Below are 17,966 nucleotides of genomic sequence, written 5' to 3' on the forward strand. Positions count from 1 at the left end.
GAAGTATTTCATCTCACTTCTTTCTCACTATGAATCATCTTTAGGATTTCTTATGTCATTACAACAGACCATCGAACAAGCCTTTGAGAATCGTAACGAATATAGCCCAAGCACCATGCCACAAGACGTACGCGACGCCATTGAACAAGTACTTGAGCAACTTGATAACGGTAGCTTACGTGTGGCTGAAAAGAAAGATGGCGAATGGGTTGTCAACCAATGGGCGAAAAAAGCGGTATTACTATCGTTCCGTCTCAATGATAACTACGTCATGCCAGCTGGCGAACACGTGCAGTTTTATGACAAAGTACCGACTAAGTTTGCTGATTGGACCGAAGCGCAATTTAAAGAAGCGGGCGTACGCGTTGTGCCACCTGCTATCGCCCGTAAAGGCTCATATATAGCACCGGGCGCCGTTCTAATGCCGTCTTATGTCAATATCGGTGCTTATGTAGATCAAGGTGCGATGGTAGATACCTGGGCAACCGTAGGATCATGCGCCCAAATCGGTAAAAATGTGCATTTATCAGGCGGTGTCGGTATCGGCGGCGTATTGGAGCCATTACAAGCCCATCCCACTATTATCGAAGACAACTGCTTCATCGGTGCGCGCTCTGAAATCGTTGAAGGTGTTATCGTTGAAAAAGGCGCAGTCATCTCTATGGGTGTCTATATCGGTCAATCAACGCGCATTTATGACCGCGAAACAGGAGAGATTCATCGTGGCCGTGTACCAGCGGGTTCAGTAGTGGTTCCAGGTTCGCTCCCTTCTGAAGATGGCACGCATAGCTTATACGCTGCGATTATCGTGAAAAAAGTTGATGCGCAAACTCGTGCTAAAACGGCGGTTAATGAGTTACTACGTTTAGACTAAGTATTGCTATTACCTTAATAACTGTATTCATTAAAATTAAGATGCTGAAGGTAAACTTCAGCGTCTTTTTTACAGCTTAATATAGTCGCTTAAGATATAATCTATCGTAATAGACCAATATCTTATCTAATACCGCAACTAACGACTATCTAAACTAATGACTACCCTATCTTGCACCTATCCTGCGCCAAGTTTTCCGGCTTGCCAGCTATCGTGTGCCTTATTTTTATCTTGTCTGATAACCGTGTTTTAACCGCTTTTCAATTTGGCATTATTCTTAATACCTCTGCTTTTGTAAAACGTTTAATCACGCTATCAACACCTTATCTTATTTGAAATTGTTATGAGTGAGCTATCGCTACGCACCTCCGCCATCCCCGTCACTGACCCTGAAGCGGGTCTACGCATGACTGAGATTTTCTATTCTTTACAAGGGGAAGCGCTGACCTCAGGCTTGCCAACGATATTTGTCCGCCTAACTGGCTGTCCGCTACGCTGTGTGTATTGCGATACTGAATACGCCTTTAGTGGTGGCGAGCGTCAGTCGCTAGAAACTATCATGGCTACGATTGGTAGCTATCCTTGCAAACGCGTTTGTATTACTGGCGGTGAGCCGTTAGCGCAGCCAAATGCGATTGAGCTCATCAAACGTCTGCTTGCGGACGACTATGAGATATCGCTTGAGACCGCAGGGGCGCTATCGGTACAAAACGTCCCGCCAGCCGTTAGCAAAGTGATGGATTTGAAAACCCCAAGCTCAGGAGAGTCGGCTAAAAACTTATGGTCAAATCTTGATTACCTCACTCAGCATGATCAACTTAAATTTGTGATTATGAATCGCGCCGATTACGACTGGGCGAAAGCCAAACTGCTTGAATATAAACTAGATAAATTAGTTGGAACCGTGTGGTTTTCTCCCATGTTTAATGTAGCAGAGGATGCCAGTTTAGATAGTTGCAGCCCTGATGTGCCGTTATTAGCGCGCGAATTGGCTGAATGGATGTTAGCCGACGCCCTACCCGTGCGTTTTCAGTTGCAACTGCACAAAATTATCTGGGCAGATGCCAAAGGTAAATAAACACAGCAAGCAGTAGATTCTGAATAGCCTGCTTCTGAATGGTTAAGTATGTATAACTAAAGAGAGTCGTCGTCAAAGCTAGAAAGTGCAAGGATGCAACCATGGTCAGACTAATTTTATTGGGCTTATTAGCGGGCGCGCTATTCAGCTCAACCTTTATCTTAAACGAATTTATGAGCTCTGCTGGCGGCCATTGGTTTTGGTCAGCAAGCCTGCGTTATATTTTTATGTGGCTGATGATTACCATGATTATCACCATGCAACACGGTTTTGGGCGCGTTAAAGAATTAGCGACTATTTTTCGTGATCACTGGGGCTTTTGGTGTATTACCGGTAGTATTGGCTTTGGGGTTTTTTATACCGGTATTTGCTATGCTGGTGACCACGTTGCTGGCTGGGTGGTCGCCGCCACGTTCATGTTTACGGTAGTTACTAGCTTATTAGTACTTCTCGCCTTTGGGCAGCGCTTTGATAAAAAATTCATCATTTATGCGCTATTAGTATTTTTGGGTGTGGTGCTGGTGAACGTCAGTGAAGGTCTACGTGCCTCCGCAGTAGTCGATGTAGCAGCTTCCACACCGATGGCAGAGATGATACTTTATGGGGCACTGCCCGCTCTGGTCGCCGCCTTTAGCTACCCGATTGGCAATCAGTTGGTTTGGCAAGTTTCCTATAATTCGCGCAAGCATACAGCAGCCCTGCGTAAAGCACGTGAAAACAGTGCTAGTCAAAGTAAGCTCAATCAAAATAGTTCTATTCAGAACAGCGCTATTAAAAACAGTACCCAACCGCTCACTACCGAAGCGCCTACTTTATCTATCGATACCAATAATAATGCTACTAATATAGCCACAACAAACGCTGCTAAAACGCCACCCAAATCTATGCTGCAAAACCTCATTGCGCGTATCCCCGCAATCGAGACTAAGCTGCTGCAAAATGCCTTTAATAAAGTATGGCTAATGACACTTGGTAGTTTGCCATTTTGGCTAATTTTAGGCATTATAGTGCGTCCTGAAGCTCCTGCTACCTCGCAAATATTTAATACCTTACTCGTGGCTTTATTGGCAGGAGTTGGCGCGACCAGCATCTTTTTATATGCTCGTGAACGCGCTGAGACTTCAAGCGAAGTCGCTGGTGTTGACTCAACGCAGGCCAGTGAAGTGATATTTGCCTTGATTGGCGGGATATTATTACTGGGTAATGCTTTGCCATCAACGATGGGCTTAGTTGGTATTGGACTCATTATGCTAGGACTAGTCCTGTTTGCTAAAGACGGCTAAAAGCGCTTTAACCATTAGTAAGTTATCAGGCAGATCTTCAATAGTTAACAAGCAGCCACGTTACTAATTAGTCTTTAAATAGTATCTAAGTGCCCTTTAAATAACACTCAGTCAGGGTGATAAGCATGTTTAATGATTTTATTTTCCCTGATGTTTTACTCTATATCCTAGACATGATTGGGATTATGGCCTGTGCTATCGCTGGTACTTTGCTGGCGCAGCATAAAAGCTTTGATGTGGCTGGCTGTATTCTAGTAGCGATGGTTAATGCGATTGGCGGCGGGACACTACGTGATATGGCCTTAGATCGGCATCCCCTATTTTGGATGACTGACCTCAATTATTTGATTGTTATTACCGTCACCTCCCTTGTTTTACAAATATTCGTTCATCTCTACGATAAAATTGATAACGCGCTAAAGCTGTTTGATGCGATTGGGCTAGCAGCCTTTAGCGTTATCGGTTTTAACGTGGCGCTTGGTCAAGATATGTTGCCAGTAATTGCCATTATGATGGGCGTATGGACGGCTATTATCGGTGGCTTACTGCGCGATATAATCTGTAATGAAATACCGCTATTGCTCCGACGTGAGATTTATATTACCGCTAGTGTCGCAGGCTCAGTGACGTATCTGCTGCTTGAGCATTGGGGTATGCCTGCACGACTAAATGAATTTATTATGCTTGGCGTCATCTTTGCGGTGCGGATGTTGGCACTGCGCTTTGATTGGCATCTTCCCTCCATTCGCCTAGTCGGCTAACAGGTGGCTAACCTCTTAGCCGCTTGCGTGAATTTTTTATGTGAACCGTTATGATCAGTATAATTAGCGTCAATGCCTATGCGTGGCTTAATGCCTGCTGTATTACTTTATTTGGCAAATCTTTTGATATATTGTTCGCTCCTACTTTAAGTGTAACAGCATCCTCTGCTGCTCCTGCGGCTGTTAACCAGGCTATTGATTCGATAGCCCAGAATCCGCTTGCCCTCACTCCTGAGTTTGTAACGCGATTTGAGCCAACCTCCTTTATGTTTTGGCTAGAGATGTTTGGCATTTTTGCCTGTAGCGTCTCAGGAACGATTTTGGCTAAATATAAAAACTTTGATGTGTTTGGTTGTATTTTGGTGGCGATGATTGCCGCCATTAGCGGCCCTACGGCGCGTGATATTATTCTTGATCGCTATCCGCTGTTTTGGATGGTGAATATGAATTATCTGCTGATTATTACTATCACCTCCGTTGGGTTTCAGATGTTTTGTAACCCAAAAGCGCGCCATGTGGGTGGCTTATTAAAGCTATTTGATGGCTTGGCGCTGGCGATTTTTACCTTAATTGGTATCCAAGTGGCGCAAGAAATGGGCGCAAATATCCCCATCTGTATCCTGCTGGGGGTATTGAATATTTTGTTTGGTACGGTTATTCGTGACATGCTATGTAACGAGATTCCATTGGTATTACAGCGCGAAATTTATGTTACCGCAGCGATTATTGGCGGGGTGCTGTATTTTGCGATGGAGGGTATGGGCATTACTCCTTGGATAAAAGAGTCGTGTACGATGATTACGATTTTTGTGATTCGTATGCTGGCGGTGCGCTATGATTGGCATTTTCCAGATGTTGGGCTGATGAAAAAACAGCCACTTTAGAAAGGTAAAAAATAAGCAGCAAAAAAAGGCGTTAACCTTAATGATTGACGCCCTTTTTATATCAAAGCTTGTTATTAATGCTGGTTATTAATACTTTTAAAACTAACACTTTTAAAACCAACGCCTTCACAATTAAATAATAACTGCCAAATCCTTGACCATAAGCTGCAAGCTTTTTTTACCATTCCACTCGTTGATATCTAGCTCAAATAACAAGTGCACCTTTTCGGCACGATAATCCCACTCACTGCTATCAAAGTTAAAATAAATCGCCTCAATCGGATATTGAACGTCTGGATAACGTAGCGATAGTTTTAAATGCTTGTCTTTTAGCACCTTAAAACTCAATACTTCAAACACCCCGTCGAATATTGGCGGTGCGAAACCGTGCCCCCAAATACTGGCATCTGCTAAATTATCGGCAAACCATAAGCTAAAGTCTTCTGCTTGTAGAGCACCATCGGTGTATTTCTGCTCAGCAAACACACTGTCATCAAGCTCATCCATTACCTCATCAAAAGCATTAACGAATCCATCAAAATTACTACGTTTAATAGTCAAGCCTGCGGCCATCGCATGACCACCAAAATGGCTGATTAAATCAGGATGCTGCTCAGCAACTTGCTCAATCGCATCGCGAATATGCACGCCTGCAATCGAACGTGCGGAGCCTTTAATCATATCTTCCGCGCCAGTATGCTCGACATTCGCAGGAGCAAAGACGATGCTAGGACGATAATGGCTTTCCTTTAGGCGACCAGCGACAATACCGATGACGCCTTGATGCCAGTTGTCTTGATAAAGAACAATACTGCGACTATCATTATTAGCATCAGCTGGCTTTTTTTCAGATTCTTTATGAATAATAATGTCATTATCATCATCGCCATTACAGTCACTGCTGCTATTTGACTCATTATCAGCGTTCAAAGCTTCCACAATACTATCGGCTTGGTTACGCATCTCGCCTTCGACTTGCCGGCGTGTACGATTAAGTTGCTCAAGCTCTTGCGCCAAACGTTGTGCAGTAGGCCAATCTTCGGTCAATAAGCACTCAATACCGATACGCATATTGTCCATACGCCCAGCCGCATTGATCCGTGGCCCTAATACAAAACCAAAGTCCTGCGCATGCAATTGCTTCGGATCACGCCCTGCTTGCTCAAGTAAAGCCAAGATACCCATACAGCAGCGACCTTGGCGAATCGCTGCCAATCCATGATGTACAAGGATACGATTATTCTTATCAAGTATGCCCACATCCGCAATCGTACCCAGCGCCACTAAATCTAAATATTGACTGACTTGCACCGTAGACTTGCCAGCCTCGCGGCGTAATTTAGCCAAGCGACCAAGAACATAAAAGGCCACGCCTACCCCAACTAATGCCTTACTACTAAAATCACATTTGAGTTGATTGGGATTAACTACTGCCTCAGCAGGTGGAACCGGTTTAGTCGTTAAATGATGATCAGTAATAATCACCGTAATACCATCGGCCTGCGCACGTGCCACACCTTCATGGCTGGAGATGCCATTATCCACCGTGACAATCATTTGCGGCTTATAAGTCTCAATGCCTAACTCGACAATCTCAGGCGTCAGGCCATAACCGTACTTAAAGCGGTCAGGCACTAAAAAATCAACGGTTGCGCCCATAACGCTCAAGGCTCGCATCATCAGCGCGGTACTGGTCGCGCCATCGCAGTCAAAGTCGCCAACGATAAGGATACGCTGACCCTCATCGATAGCCACGTTTAATAGACGCACGGCTTCAGTGACGCCGTGCAGCATCTCAGCTGGCAGTAGATCAGATAGACCAGTCTCAAGCTCATTAGGTTCAGTGATTCCGCGCCCCGCATATAAACGGGCGAGCGTGAAAGATTGGGCAGCAAGTGGTTGCAGCGCGGCGGGCAACTCGTCAATGCGAGTACCGGTATATCGGGGGGTTAAATTTAGCATGCTGGTATTCTACTGGCTTTAACAGACAGCCACAATGTTAATTTATAGCAGCGCGGTTCATTATATAGAGCTACTAATACCATGCTACCTTAGCATCATATTATTAGGCTGATTCAATCTTCTACCCTAGCTTCTGTTTACAAAAACTGTGCATAGTTACAGTAGTTTTTCTCACTTCGATACAAAGCTATGATTGAATGCCGGTGATAAATCCATAGAATGATAACTACTTGTCAAATTTACTATTTACCCAATACTGATATTTTTATAAGGATACTATTATGCACACTACCCCATCAGCCGAAAAACTTCCAAACACCATTGACCCTAATTTAAATCTCGATAAAGTCAAAAAAAAATGTAGAGCAATCGTTAAAAAGCGTGCTAAATACTCAGCCGGCGTCGCCATCGTCCCTGTGCCTTTCTTCGATGTGGCAGTAGATGCTGGCATGTTAACTCATCTGCTACCTGATATCAGTGAACGTTTTGGCCTGCTTGAAGGTCGCGAACCCGCAGTTGACTTAGAGTCACGAGCCATTCATTGGAGCGCCTTAAAAGATCGTACTGTCGATTTCGCTGGCCTCATGGCAACACGCGGTATCGTCAAAAAAACGGTTCAAGGTTTTGGTGGTCGTATCGCTGCCAAGCAAGTCACTAAGTTCATCCCGCTTGGTGGACAACTGGTCGCCGCAACGATGGGCTATATGATTTTCAAAAAAATTGCCTTTGATCATATCGATGACTGCTACAACTTAGCAAAAGACATTCAGCAAAAGCAACATGGTAAGAATGTTTAAGGTTGATATCTAAAACATTCTTACACAAAATAAAAACCAGCTAAGGATAACTTGGCTGGTTTTTTTAGTTTTTGAATAAGCTTAACGATGGTGTAAGTCAAGACTCTAAAAGTGTGTAATAATCGCAGGTCATTGCCAATACATCAAATTGGCAATGGTTATTAATTTAAAAATCTACTTTAATAAGCCTCTGACAAAAGCCATTTATAAATGCACCTTTCAGGCGATACTAAAAAACATTACAGGATCAAATCATGAAAAAACTCTTAATTTCAACCGCTATGCTGGCCACACTTGCCCTGACTGGATGCGCGACCACAGGCGCAAACAACAATGTGGGAAATACTGTCGGTACTGCGACCGATATCGGTATGAATGTATTAAAAGCCGCCATTGACAACCAATGCCGCAGTCAAATAGAAAAACAACCTGCTTGGCGCGTTGCTAGTGTTGTCATGAATGACGAACAGAAAGAGGCCATACAAAGTAAGGTTTGTGGTTGCGTGAGTGAGCAAGCACCACAACAAGTCACCATCGTTGAATTGGGTAATGCAGCCATAGATACAGAATATAGAGCAAAGCTAGTAACTAGAGTCGTCGCTAAATCTCTACAGAGTTGTTATGCGAGCTTTACGCAATAATAAGTAGCCACGTAACGAGCACATAAAAATAAAGCCAGCTAAGGTAGCTTAGCTGGCTTTGGTATTTTCAGATTTTTAACTATAGAAAATTGAAGGTACGAAACACTAAAAACTTATCTTTGTTATAAATAAAAAGGCTAAATTCACAATGAAACCCAGCCTTTTTACTGATATGAGATAAAACTTTTAAAACGAAAAATTTTAGATTTTGTTTGTGGGAAGTGGTCTTGATGTTGATGTTGATGTTGATGTTGATGGTGTTGTATCTGGCTTTGGCTTTAAAGGTAAAGGGGCTGTTGCAGGTAAGACCATATTGCGAAAGTATTTAGAGGTACCATCGAGGGTTTTGTTAACGTCTTTGACCAAATCATCGATAACATCATCATAAACGCCGTGATTCAGCTCTTTTTCAAAAGTCGTAAAAGGATGCTTACGAGCCGCTGCTCTTACGTCAGTCACACCTTGCTTAGTATAAAAAATATTGACTCGACCATCACTATTTAGTACACACTTTAGCTCACCCTCTTCAATCACCATCTCTATACTCTCAGGCATGAAAATATAGTCATCTACATCAAGTAGTTCTTTTTCCACACCACGTTTTAATAACGCTTTAATATCAAACATAGTTACATTCCTAAAATGTTAAATTTTATAAATCTGAGACATCCAAAACGATTGTCACATAAATTATGATTTGTTGACCTATACTACAAAAACTGACTAACTTTTTTAAGTGGCAAAGTGTAAAACTACGTTTGATATTGGAAAGAAAACGGTGCTGAGGTCGATATTTCTAGTAGTGGCTATCGTTGAATTGGATAATGTAGAACGTCGTATAAATATAGATGACGTAGCAATGACATCACCTACGAGTTGCAACATATCATAGTAAGCATAGTTTCTACTGAGTAATAGCTATGCCAGTTAGTTTTACGTATGATGTAGTAGGTTAATACGTCACATATTTACTTAATCTATGTTGTTTCTCGCACCCATTTAGCAACCCATCTATCTAGTGGTAACGGAGCAGTCTGCTCTGTGAGTTTTAGCCAATGGTCTCTCTCGTCTTTTGCTAAAATTTGAGCAGCCCTCAGTATTGCCAGCCTATCTTTGTTGTTGACCTCATATAAATCTTCTTTTTTACTTCTAATCCACGATATATTTTTAAGTAATATAGCAGCTTGAGACTGACTATTGATACTGGATTTCTCAAAAATAAACTTTCTCAAAAGACTAATATTAAGTAGATGTACGTTTCTAGAAATATACCATTCAAACCAAATTTTGAATAAATCTCTATCAATAAAACTAGACTCAGATAATTGAATTATTGAATCTTTCCACCTCTCAACAAAATCTTCATTACTAACTTTATCCAAATATAAAAATACATCATTTACTACTGGTAGGAAAAACTCAAAATTACTAAATATTAATTCTGCAGACTCACTAATACTATAGTTTTTCGATTTCCTTAAGAAGTATCTAGCTATTCCTAAATCTAAATACTTTCTTTCTAGAATCTTTTGAGATATCAAGTTCATTTGCTCGCCGAACCGCTCTACATCATCAGTTATACATTCTTCAAGCTCTTCAATCTCATTTGAATATGGATTATAAACCTCAAGCTTTTTAAAAATTTCAGTTTTTTCTAATTCATAATGATTATGCAATATCTCTTCAATATAAGTAGAACAGTCAGTAATTTCTGTTTTATCAGTAGCTATAGTTAAGCGATGATTTTTATATAGATATAAAGTTAAGTCTTCAAGCACAGAAACTAGTTCATCTTTATTGTCTGAAAATATTCTATAATCGTCTACATATCTAGTATGTTTTAGGCCTTTGTTGATTATGAATTCATCTATATCTATTAGTATAGCCTCTGCCATTACAACACTGGCAGCTGGCCCTACAGGAACACCTTGAGAAGTTTTACCATTTAACTTCGAAAGAAAGTTTTCCACATCATTAGCTATATTACTTAACGATGAATCTGAAAACTCTATGGCATTATTCAATCTGTGAAGATATATTTGATTATAAAAATCAGTTATATCCGTAGAAAGGACATATTCATGCGTTGAAGCCAAAAATTCTGAATTTTCAACATAATTACTAAATCCATTTCCCTCAGCAAAAAAGCTACCGTCTTTAAGGTCAATTCTATATGAACAAGCTATATTTAACTCCCTTGAAGGTCGCTTACTTTCTACGGCATCAGCTACAGTGTATGCTAGAGCTGTATAAACTAAAGTGCTTAATGGATCAAGCTGTTGGACGATTCTAAATCCACCCTTAGGTTTCATAGAAGTAGATGTGGTTGGGCTAGCTACAAATATCTTGCTGATATTAGTTGAAGAAAGCTCTTTTTTGACACTATCCCATGAGTGCCATAATGCACTGTATTCTTGAGATTTAGGGAAAAAATCTGAATCGTAATACCTCTCAATATGTTTTTTCGCAAACTCTAAAGAATCATCAGATAAAAGACTCATTATTCTTCTCCAAAATGGTAATTTTTCAAAAAATAATCATAGCATAGTTTATTTATTTGAAGCGATTTAGTATATAACCTACTTAAAGCAGTAAAACAACATAAAGAGTTTAGTTTTAATGAAACTCTCTAACCAGAATAACCTTAGACATAATAGTATTTTTGGTTTCTAGTGAAGGTTAAGTGAACACTTACTACATTTGATTATAAGAAAATTTGTATCTTAGAAAAACTTATAGCATTTGTCTGAGTTAAAAAAAAGCGGGTTACGCACCTGTTAACCCGCCCTACAATTCTTACACTCTACTCTATACTTCTAAATCAAATGCGCCTTTAATTCCAACACCTTATCGCGAGTTTTCGCCGCATCCTCAAACTTCAAGTCACGTGACATCTGCTTCATCAGCTTCTCAAGACGATTGATTTCTTTGGCTAACAAATCCGGACTGCGTAAGATGCTGATATCGACATCAGGCAGATTACTTTTGACTGGAATGGCTTGGTTGTCATTGGCATCAAGGTCTTCACCGGTATCGATTTTATCAGTGATACTACGGCGTGCGCCCCTTGGCGTGATGTTATGCTCAAGGTTAAAGGCCACTTGCTTTTCGCGGCGACGGTCCGTCTCATCTATCGCTTTTTGCATACTGTTGGTAATACGATCGGCATAAAGAATCGCCTTACCATTAATATGACGCGCAGCCCGACCAATGGTCTGAATCAGCGCACGCTCAGAGCGCAAGAAGCCCTCTTTATCCGCATCAAATATCGCCACCAATGAGACTTCGGGCATATCAAGGCCTTCACGTAGCAAGTTAATGCCGACCAGCACATCATGCACGCCCGTACGCAGCTCATGGATAATCTGCATGCGCTCAAGGGTATCAATATCAGAATGTAGATAAGCGACTTTGACATCGTATTCTTTGAGATAACTGGTCAAATCCTCCGACATACGCTTGGTCAAAGTAGTGATTAATACCCGCTCATCTTTTTCACGGCGTTTTCCAATCTCCGATAGCACATCATCGACTTGTGTCAGTACTGGACGAATTTCAATCTCGGGGTCAATCAGTCCGGTTGGACGCACCACTTGCTCGACCACTTGTTCACTATGCTCCAGCTCATACAATGCAGGGGTGGCACTGACATAAATAGTCGTGGGCTTAATACGCTCCCATTCTTCAAACTTCATCGGACGGTTATTCATCGCGCTGGGCAAACGGAAACCATAATTGACCAAGTTCTCTTTACGCGATCTATCACCTTTATACATTGCACCAATTTGCGAAACTGTCACGTGTGATTCATCAAGGAACAGCAAGGCATCCTCTGGAATATAATCAAACAGCGTCGGCGGCGCTTCCCCTGAGGGACGACCGGATAAATGCTGTGAGTAGTTCTCAATACCGTTACAGTAGCCAAGCTGCTGAATCATCTCAAGGTCATACTGAGTACGCTCTTTTAGACGCTGCGCCTCAACCAGTTTATTATTATCACGGAAATATTCTAAACGAGGCTCAAGCTCATCACGGATAGTATGGGTTGCCGCCTCTAGCTTATTGCGCGGGGTCACATAATGCGACTTTGGATAAATAGTAATACGCGGCACACTACGTACGGTTTTACCGGTTAACGGGTCAAACCAAGTTATTTTTTCTACTTCATCATCGAATAGATGCACGCGCACGGCGAGCTGCTCCGACTCTGCCGGATAGATATCTAATATCTCCCCGCGCAAGCGATAAGTACCACGGCCAAAGTCCAACTCATTGCGCATATATTGCATTTCAACCAAGCGCTTAATGATTGCCGTGCGATCAACCTTATCTCCAACCACGATATGTAGTAGCATTTTTAGATAACTTTCTGGATCACCCAAACCATAAATGCACGATACCGAGGCGATAATAATCGCATCACGGCGCTCTAGTAAGGCACGGGTGGCAGACAGGCGCATTTGGTCAATATGATCATTAATGGCACTGTCTTTTTCAATAAAAGTATCACTAGCGGCGACATAAGCTTCGGGCTGATAATAGTCATAATAGCTGACGAAATACTCGACCGCGTTGTTCGGAAAGAACGCTTTAAATTCGCCATACAGCTGCGCCGCTAGGGTTTTATTATGCGCCATAATAATGGTTGGCTTCTGACAGGCACTGATGACTTTTGCCATGGTGTAAGTCTTACCAGAGCCAGTCACTCCCAGCAATAGCTGCTCATCCATTCCCGCATTGATACCTTCTACCAACTTCTCAATCGCCTGTGGCTGATCGCCTGCCGGTTCAAACTCAGTCACCATCTCAAAGGCGCGGCTTGATATTTGCGTTCCTGACGCATTAACACCACTAATTTCAGCTTCGCCTTGGAGCTGAGTGGCCAATTGATTTAACTGACGCGAAGAGCGCGGTTCGGGCATACGCATAATGGCTTTCTTCTTCTTAAGGTTTATACCAATGTGGGGGCTAAACCCCTGTTTTTAAAGTAAGCCTTGGGTATTTATCGTTAAGATCAGCTGTTAAATTACAGTGTATAAAAGAACCTATTAAACGGACTGTTTTACTCCTATTCATTCCAAGTAACAACCATGAAAACCTTAACTAATTATATCTTTAATACTCTGCTGACTGAATAAAATTTGAGCAAAAATGGCGTCACAATCGGTCGACACTTACAAAGATTTTCACGTTTAACAAAGTCGTTACACGACCACTTAACAAAGCCTAACGCACAGGGGTTCAATCATGGGCACAAGCTGCTATTATTAATACTGAATTGATTAGCAGTATAAGCAATTACTTAGCCTATCAACTTATCACAGCTTCGCATTAAGAAACTTGATAAAAAGAAAGGTTCCTGATTGTCTTACAATAGTTTATTTAAAACAATATTTTTAAAATAAAAGTTTAAAGCAACCTTTAATTAATAATTAAATAATGGAGCAAAATATGAGAGAACGTTACGCAAGTGGTATAAACGACGACACCGCTAAGAAAATGGTAGACCTACTAAACTCTAACCTAGCCAACTTAATCGATTTGAGTATGGATAGCAAACAGTGTCATTGGAATCTACAAGGCACTGGATTTATCGGTGTGCATCAATTACTTGACGATACCTATGACCGCCTGACTGAGGCTTTTGACACTGTCGCTGAACGCATCGTTATCCTTGGCGGCAAGGCTAATGGTATCTCTAAGCGTGTCGTTGAGGACTCTATCTTAAAGACTTATCCTACTGATATAACTGAAGTGGATCAGCACGTTCGTGAGCTTACCAATCGCTATAAGACAATTGCAGCATCATTGCGTGAAGCGATCGATACCGCTGGTGACGCTGGTGATGAAGATACCGCTGATTTATTGACTGAAGTTAGCCGTACTATTGATAAAGATGCTTGGTTTATCGGTGCCAATGCGCCAAAAAAATAAGACTCTTTTAATCTAGTATAAAGTTAGAACATTAAAAGCAGTAAAAGAAAAAAGGTCACCAATTATGGTGACCTTTTTTTATGCATTAAATTTTTTACTGGGTGAAAATAAATAAAATCGAACCTACTCGCCTGCTTGTCGCGCATAATTACTCGCCTCCGTATTAAGTGGTACAAATTATCTTGGATATTATCAATCATACGATGCTCGCGTTTTTATACGATGCAGACGGTTTGAGGACTGGCTATTGATCGGACTATGCATTTTCAGGTAAGCATAAAATATCAGCATTAGGCACCGATAACGTCAGAATCGCTTCCTGAAACATTGGATTAGCACGGAATTTATTTTCTACAGTTTCAAGCTTTTGTGCGACGTTTTCTTCTTGTTGATTACCTATGAAGTCTACCGCTGCAACCATAAATATTTTCTTAGGCCCTACCCACTCTAAATGCAGATACGATACGCTATCAATATCTGGATGATCCAGCAGCTCACCTAAGATATAGCAATGCATTCTATCGGATACTCTATGTCCAACCAAAAAGTCACGGTTGCGACTGATTAAAAATATCGCGACCGCCCCTAGTAATATGCCCACAATGATAGAACCCAGCGCATCCCAAAATGGCTGACCGGTATAAGCATGCATACCCATCGCAATAGCAGCAATGACTAGACCTAACACGGCAGATGAATCCTCAAAGAACACCCCGCGCAAGGTTGGGTTGGAGGTATCAACCACATAATCTATCGCGCTCATATTAAGTGCTTCGCCATGCTGCTTACTCTGACGATAGGCTTGTAATAATGAGAATCCTTCGAGCACAAATGCCACCGCTAACACAATAAAGCCGATGGTGTAACTGGTCTCAGTCTCAGCGGCATTCCATTCTGTAATACCGGTATAGATAGAGACGATAGAGCCGGCCATAAATACGCCAAAAGCGGCAATCATCGACCAGACATACGACTCTTTGCCATAGCCTAATGGGTGGCTTTTATCCGCAGGTTTGACCGACTTTTTTTCTGCAATAAGTAAAAAAATACCGTTGCCGCTATCTGCCCATGAATGTGCAGCTTCTGCAATCATAGAGGCTGAACCAGTCATAAAAGCAGCGACAGATTTAGCGACAGCAATAAGAAGGTTGGCCCCAACTGCGATTATTACTGTGGTCAGTGAACTGGATTTTTTATCATCATCAGCGCCAGTATTATCATCATTTTTAGAGTTTAATTCACCCGCCCCGCGACCGCGAGACGTAGATGCTTTGGGCTTGGTAGTAAGATGAAGTTGCGGATTAGCGACAGATGGTTTTAAGCTCATACTGGACTCAGTAAAATGATGGTTTTACAGTAGAGTGCAAACATTATGGTAATGGTACTGTGGCAATCTAACTAAGCGTCGCGATTTTGATCAACTAGATACAGCCTACTCTTAATTTATTAATACCGTCTTATTATGCTTCCACTATATATACTGCTTATTAACGGTTATTCATCAACGCTTACTAGTTAATAGCTATTTGTTAATACTTTAAGCCGTTTAAGTTAATCGATACCACTTAACCTATCAGTAACTTTTAATGAGTCGTTGTTTGGCTTTTAAGTATTACAGATGGTTAACGATCTGTTTTTTTGGTGTTGTGGTCGTGGTTATTTGCCAGCTCGCCGACCATGTCGGCAATGTCACAACTGGGACGACTTGAAGATTCCATATGCTGACGTTTACGCTCGATAGCGGCATCAAAGCGGCACTGGCGCATCGGTGTGTTAAGTTTGAGCGGTGGAACAGGTGTTGGCTTGCCATTATCATCAATGGCAATCATAGTGAAATAGCAGCTATTGGTATGGCGAATCGTACGTGCACGCACATCTTCTGCTTCAACGCGGATGCCGATTTCCATAGACGTTCTGCCGACATAGTTGACACTGGCAGCAAAAGTGACCAGCTCACCAACATAAATAGGCTCGCGGAACATCACTTGATCGACCGATAAGGTAACGACATAACTACCGCTATAACGACTGGCGCAAGCATAAGCAACTTGGTCGAGCATCTTTAGTAGATCGCCACCATGGACGTTACCAATGAAGTTTGCCATATCGGGGGTCATTAGTACCGACATGTATAATTCGTGATTTAAAGGGGCTTTTTTGGCGGTTGAAGTAGTGTTGTATTGAGGCATGGCAGTCCTTACTATTGTATGAGTCCATTAATATAACGGCTTTGAGTGTAGCGCACATTAAGGGCTCTTTGATAGTTCTTCTTAAAGGAAAGCCTGATTATTCCTACATTTACCTTCGATTAAACAGATAAATTTTAGCTTAACCAATGGAAGCGATAAGCCAACCATGCCACGATAGCACTAACCGAACTGGTCAAAAACCCACCCCATACAAAATCTACTAAGGCAGTATCTAGCGTAAAGCCTTTATACAATGCTAAGTTAGTAAAGTCGTAAGTTCTGTAAGCTATTAGCTTGATTAGTCCACCTAAGAAAAAGATATAACCATCCGAAGAACCTGCTTTAATCTGTGGATATAAAACCAGTATGCACATCGCGGACAGGTAGAACATATAAAACACACCGGCTGCTATCATATTTGGCTCATCGGCAAGCAGATGACCAATACACTTCTCAAAAAAAACGCTTTTCATCGTCGTTTCGTCAAGCCAGACCGAATCAAGGCCTAAAATATAACAACGGCTGCAAGATAGATAAATACATAGCCTATGACAATATTTTTTATAATGGTATGCTTTATGGTTGTAGTAATATTTTGAGCATAAGCAATATTTTATTCCCAATATAATATAACTTTATAGCAATAGTTTTTATTAAATAAATATAGTTGATTCAAGCAGACTCGGCTACTTTTTTGACTACTGTAACGTCAATGCTATCAATCACGGTTTGTGACAGCACATTATAAAACGATCAAATTAAACAAAACATATCTAATTATGGAGCGCACATGGAAACAATTCCTGTATTAACAGGCGAGATGGCACAGAACATGGTGAATGCCGCCGCCTTAGAAGCTAAAAAAGATCAATTGATGGTGTCAGTAACGGTGGTTGATGCCTCTGGACAAACTTTAGCCGTTTTGAGGGGGCACCGAGCAGGTGTCCATACCATTCGTGCCAGTTATAAAAAAGCGTATACCGCTAATTCACAAAAAAGAGAAACCGCGGTCATTGCTAAAGGTATCGAGGATGGGTCGATTCCTGCCGATCTTCGATACTTGGATGAAAACATACTTATTTTAGATGGTGGTGTTCCTATTTATATTGATGGCATTGTTGTTGGCGGTATCGGAGTGGGCGGCGCGCACGGTAGTCAGGATGTGCGAATTGCTAAAGCGGGCTTGAAAGCTTTAGATTAGAGCCTGTTAAACCTTCAATATTGAGATTGTTTCTAATATAAAGATGATCTGAATGCGGTGCGTGGACTGTAATATAGCAGTTCTCGATGACTACTCTGGCGTTGTTATAGTGTCCTATATCCAGGTAGGAACGTGTAGATTCAAAGTAATAAGGTGTAAATTTCCTTGGGTTGAACCCACAAAGCAGCATACTTTCAAAATGAACCTCCAATTTATTATATCCTGTGGCTATGCCTTTAAAAAGGCTTTCACCTTACAGAGGTCGATAGCAATAACATACTCTGCTTAACTATCTAATTTGTTACCTGTAGTAAGCACTGCACTCAGCTCCCCTTACAGTCACTAATTCTACAATTTTTTGC

The 17,966-nt window shown here is 41.6% G+C and carries 16 protein-coding genes; 9 read left to right on the top strand and 7 right to left on the bottom strand.

What is annotated here, in order from left to right; all coding sequences use genetic code 11:
• Positions 1-52: 52 nt before the first annotated feature.
• The 5 genes from dapD (at position 53) to JMY06_RS02685 (ending at position 4,880) form a co-directional block, all read left to right on the top strand.
• Complete coding sequence (dapD, locus tag JMY06_RS02665; protein WP_201615999.1) at positions 53-874, top strand: 2,3,4,5-tetrahydropyridine-2,6-dicarboxylate N-succinyltransferase; 822 nt, start codon at positions 53-55, stop codon at positions 872-874.
• A 343-nt stretch (positions 875-1,217) separates the two neighbouring features.
• Positions 1,218-1,952, top strand: coding sequence for a 7-carboxy-7-deazaguanine synthase QueE (gene queE, locus JMY06_RS02670; RefSeq protein WP_201616001.1), 735 nt, complete (start codon positions 1,218-1,220; stop codon positions 1,950-1,952).
• A gap of 101 nt (positions 1,953-2,053) precedes the next feature.
• Entirely contained in the window at positions 2,054-3,235 is a 1,182-nt protein-coding gene (locus JMY06_RS02675) for a multidrug resistance efflux transporter family protein (RefSeq protein WP_201616003.1), read from the top strand.
• 125 nt (positions 3,236-3,360) lie between these two features.
• Positions 3,361-3,996, top strand: coding sequence for a trimeric intracellular cation channel family protein (locus tag JMY06_RS02680; RefSeq protein ID WP_201616005.1), 636 nt, complete (start codon positions 3,361-3,363; stop codon positions 3,994-3,996).
• 50 nt (positions 3,997-4,046) lie between these two features.
• On the top strand, positions 4,047-4,880 hold the full coding sequence (locus tag JMY06_RS02685; protein WP_227672122.1) for a trimeric intracellular cation channel family protein: 834 nt from the start codon (positions 4,047-4,049) through the stop codon (positions 4,878-4,880).
• A 132-nt stretch (positions 4,881-5,012) separates the two neighbouring features.
• Here the strand turns inward: JMY06_RS02685 and recJ are convergent, their stop codons facing one another.
• Positions 5,013-6,842 carry a single-stranded-DNA-specific exonuclease RecJ gene (gene recJ / locus JMY06_RS02690; protein WP_201616007.1) on the bottom strand — a complete coding sequence of 610 codons (1,830 nt, stop codon included), beginning with the start codon at positions 6,840-6,842 and terminating at the stop codon, positions 5,013-5,015.
• A gap of 281 nt (positions 6,843-7,123) precedes the next feature.
• Here recJ and JMY06_RS02695 point away from each other — a divergent pair, with 281 nt between their 5' ends.
• Both JMY06_RS02695 and JMY06_RS02700 read left to right on the top strand, forming a co-directional pair.
• Complete coding sequence (locus JMY06_RS02695; protein WP_201527601.1) at positions 7,124-7,639, top strand: hypothetical protein; 516 nt, start codon at positions 7,124-7,126, stop codon at positions 7,637-7,639.
• A gap of 254 nt (positions 7,640-7,893) precedes the next feature.
• Positions 7,894-8,280 (top strand): hypothetical protein, encoded by a 387-nt coding sequence (locus tag JMY06_RS02700; protein ID WP_201616009.1) that lies wholly within the window; start codon positions 7,894-7,896, stop codon positions 8,278-8,280.
• Between the two features lie 201 nt (positions 8,281-8,481).
• Here the strand turns inward: JMY06_RS02700 and JMY06_RS02705 are convergent, their stop codons facing one another.
• From JMY06_RS02705 to uvrB, 3 genes are all read right to left on the bottom strand, one after another.
• A complete protein-coding gene (locus JMY06_RS02705) occupies positions 8,482-8,907 on the bottom strand; it encodes a hypothetical protein (protein ID WP_227672123.1) in 426 nt (141 codons plus the stop codon).
• Positions 8,908-9,257: 350 nt separating this feature from the next.
• Positions 9,258-10,781: an RNA-directed DNA polymerase gene (locus tag JMY06_RS02710; protein ID WP_201616011.1), complete on the bottom strand. Its 1,524-nt coding sequence runs from the start codon at positions 10,779-10,781 to the stop codon at positions 9,258-9,260.
• Between the two features lie 315 nt (positions 10,782-11,096).
• Complete coding sequence (gene uvrB / locus JMY06_RS02715) at positions 11,097-13,208, bottom strand: excinuclease ABC subunit UvrB (protein WP_201616013.1); 2,112 nt, start codon at positions 13,206-13,208, stop codon at positions 11,097-11,099.
• Between the two features lie 523 nt (positions 13,209-13,731).
• Between uvrB and dps the strand changes: the two genes are divergently transcribed.
• Complete coding sequence (gene dps / locus JMY06_RS02720; RefSeq protein ID WP_201529767.1) at positions 13,732-14,214, top strand: DNA starvation/stationary phase protection protein Dps; 483 nt, start codon at positions 13,732-13,734, stop codon at positions 14,212-14,214.
• A gap of 256 nt (positions 14,215-14,470) precedes the next feature.
• Here dps and JMY06_RS02725 read toward each other — a convergent pair whose 3' ends face one another.
• The 3 genes from JMY06_RS02725 to JMY06_RS02735 all read right to left on the bottom strand — a co-directional run bounded on the left by JMY06_RS02725 (position 14,471) and on the right by JMY06_RS02735 (position 16,876).
• Entirely contained in the window at positions 14,471-15,541 is a 1,071-nt protein-coding gene (locus JMY06_RS02725; protein ID WP_201616015.1) for a cation diffusion facilitator family transporter, read from the bottom strand.
• A 295-nt stretch (positions 15,542-15,836) separates the two neighbouring features.
• On the bottom strand, positions 15,837-16,403 hold the full coding sequence (locus JMY06_RS02730; protein ID WP_201616017.1) for an acyl-CoA thioesterase: 567 nt from the start codon (positions 16,401-16,403) through the stop codon (positions 15,837-15,839).
• Positions 16,404-16,537: 134 nt separating this feature from the next.
• The gene (locus JMY06_RS02735; RefSeq protein ID WP_265087858.1) at positions 16,538-16,876 is read right to left on the bottom strand and encodes a DUF2177 family protein; all 339 of its coding nucleotides are present in this window, start codon (positions 16,874-16,876) and stop codon (positions 16,538-16,540) included.
• Between the two features lie 317 nt (positions 16,877-17,193).
• Between JMY06_RS02735 and JMY06_RS02740 the strand changes: the two genes are divergently transcribed.
• Positions 17,194-17,604 (top strand): GlcG/HbpS family heme-binding protein, encoded by a 411-nt coding sequence (locus JMY06_RS02740; RefSeq protein ID WP_201529773.1) that lies wholly within the window; start codon positions 17,194-17,196, stop codon positions 17,602-17,604.
• The last annotated feature ends 362 nt before the right edge of the window (positions 17,605-17,966 follow it).

This window comes from Psychrobacter urativorans, assembly GCF_904846675.1.
GTDB lineage: Bacteria > Pseudomonadota > Gammaproteobacteria > Pseudomonadales > Moraxellaceae > Psychrobacter > Psychrobacter urativorans_B.

What these genes read in the sequence shown, in the direction of transcription:
- recJ (WP_201616007.1), bottom strand. Translation starts at nt 6,842, where the DNA reads ATGCTAAATTTAACCCCCCGATATACCGGTACTCGCATTGACGAGTTG.
- JMY06_RS02730 (WP_201616017.1), bottom strand. Translation starts at nt 16,403, where the DNA reads ATGCCTCAATACAACACTACTTCAACCGCCAAAAAAGCCCCTTTAAAT.
- dps (WP_201529767.1), top strand. Translation starts at nt 13,732, where the DNA reads ATGAGAGAACGTTACGCAAGTGGTATAAACGACGACACCGCTAAGAAA.
- JMY06_RS02705 (WP_227672123.1), bottom strand. Translation starts at nt 8,907, where the DNA reads ATGTTTGATATTAAAGCGTTATTAAAACGTGGTGTGGAAAAAGAACTA.
- JMY06_RS02740 (WP_201529773.1), top strand. Translation starts at nt 17,194, where the DNA reads ATGGAAACAATTCCTGTATTAACAGGCGAGATGGCACAGAACATGGTG.
- JMY06_RS02680 (WP_201616005.1), top strand. Translation starts at nt 3,361, where the DNA reads ATGTTTAATGATTTTATTTTCCCTGATGTTTTACTCTATATCCTAGAC.
- JMY06_RS02675 (WP_201616003.1), top strand. Translation starts at nt 2,054, where the DNA reads ATGGTCAGACTAATTTTATTGGGCTTATTAGCGGGCGCGCTATTCAGC.
- JMY06_RS02695 (WP_201527601.1), top strand. Translation starts at nt 7,124, where the DNA reads ATGCACACTACCCCATCAGCCGAAAAACTTCCAAACACCATTGACCCT.
- JMY06_RS02700 (WP_201616009.1), top strand. Translation starts at nt 7,894, where the DNA reads ATGAAAAAACTCTTAATTTCAACCGCTATGCTGGCCACACTTGCCCTG.
- dapD (WP_201615999.1), top strand. Translation starts at nt 53, where the DNA reads ATGTCATTACAACAGACCATCGAACAAGCCTTTGAGAATCGTAACGAA.
- queE (WP_201616001.1), top strand. Translation starts at nt 1,218, where the DNA reads ATGAGTGAGCTATCGCTACGCACCTCCGCCATCCCCGTCACTGACCCT.
- uvrB (WP_201616013.1), bottom strand. Translation starts at nt 13,208, where the DNA reads ATGCGTATGCCCGAACCGCGCTCTTCGCGTCAGTTAAATCAATTGGCC.
- JMY06_RS02710 (WP_201616011.1), bottom strand. Translation starts at nt 10,781, where the DNA reads ATGAGTCTTTTATCTGATGATTCTTTAGAGTTTGCGAAAAAACATATT.
- JMY06_RS02685 (WP_227672122.1), top strand. Translation starts at nt 4,047, where the DNA reads ATGATCAGTATAATTAGCGTCAATGCCTATGCGTGGCTTAATGCCTGC.
- JMY06_RS02735 (WP_265087858.1), bottom strand. Translation starts at nt 16,876, where the DNA reads ATGAAAAGCGTTTTTTTTGAGAAGTGTATTGGTCATCTGCTTGCCGAT.
- JMY06_RS02725 (WP_201616015.1), bottom strand. Translation starts at nt 15,541, where the DNA reads ATGAGCTTAAAACCATCTGTCGCTAATCCGCAACTTCATCTTACTACC.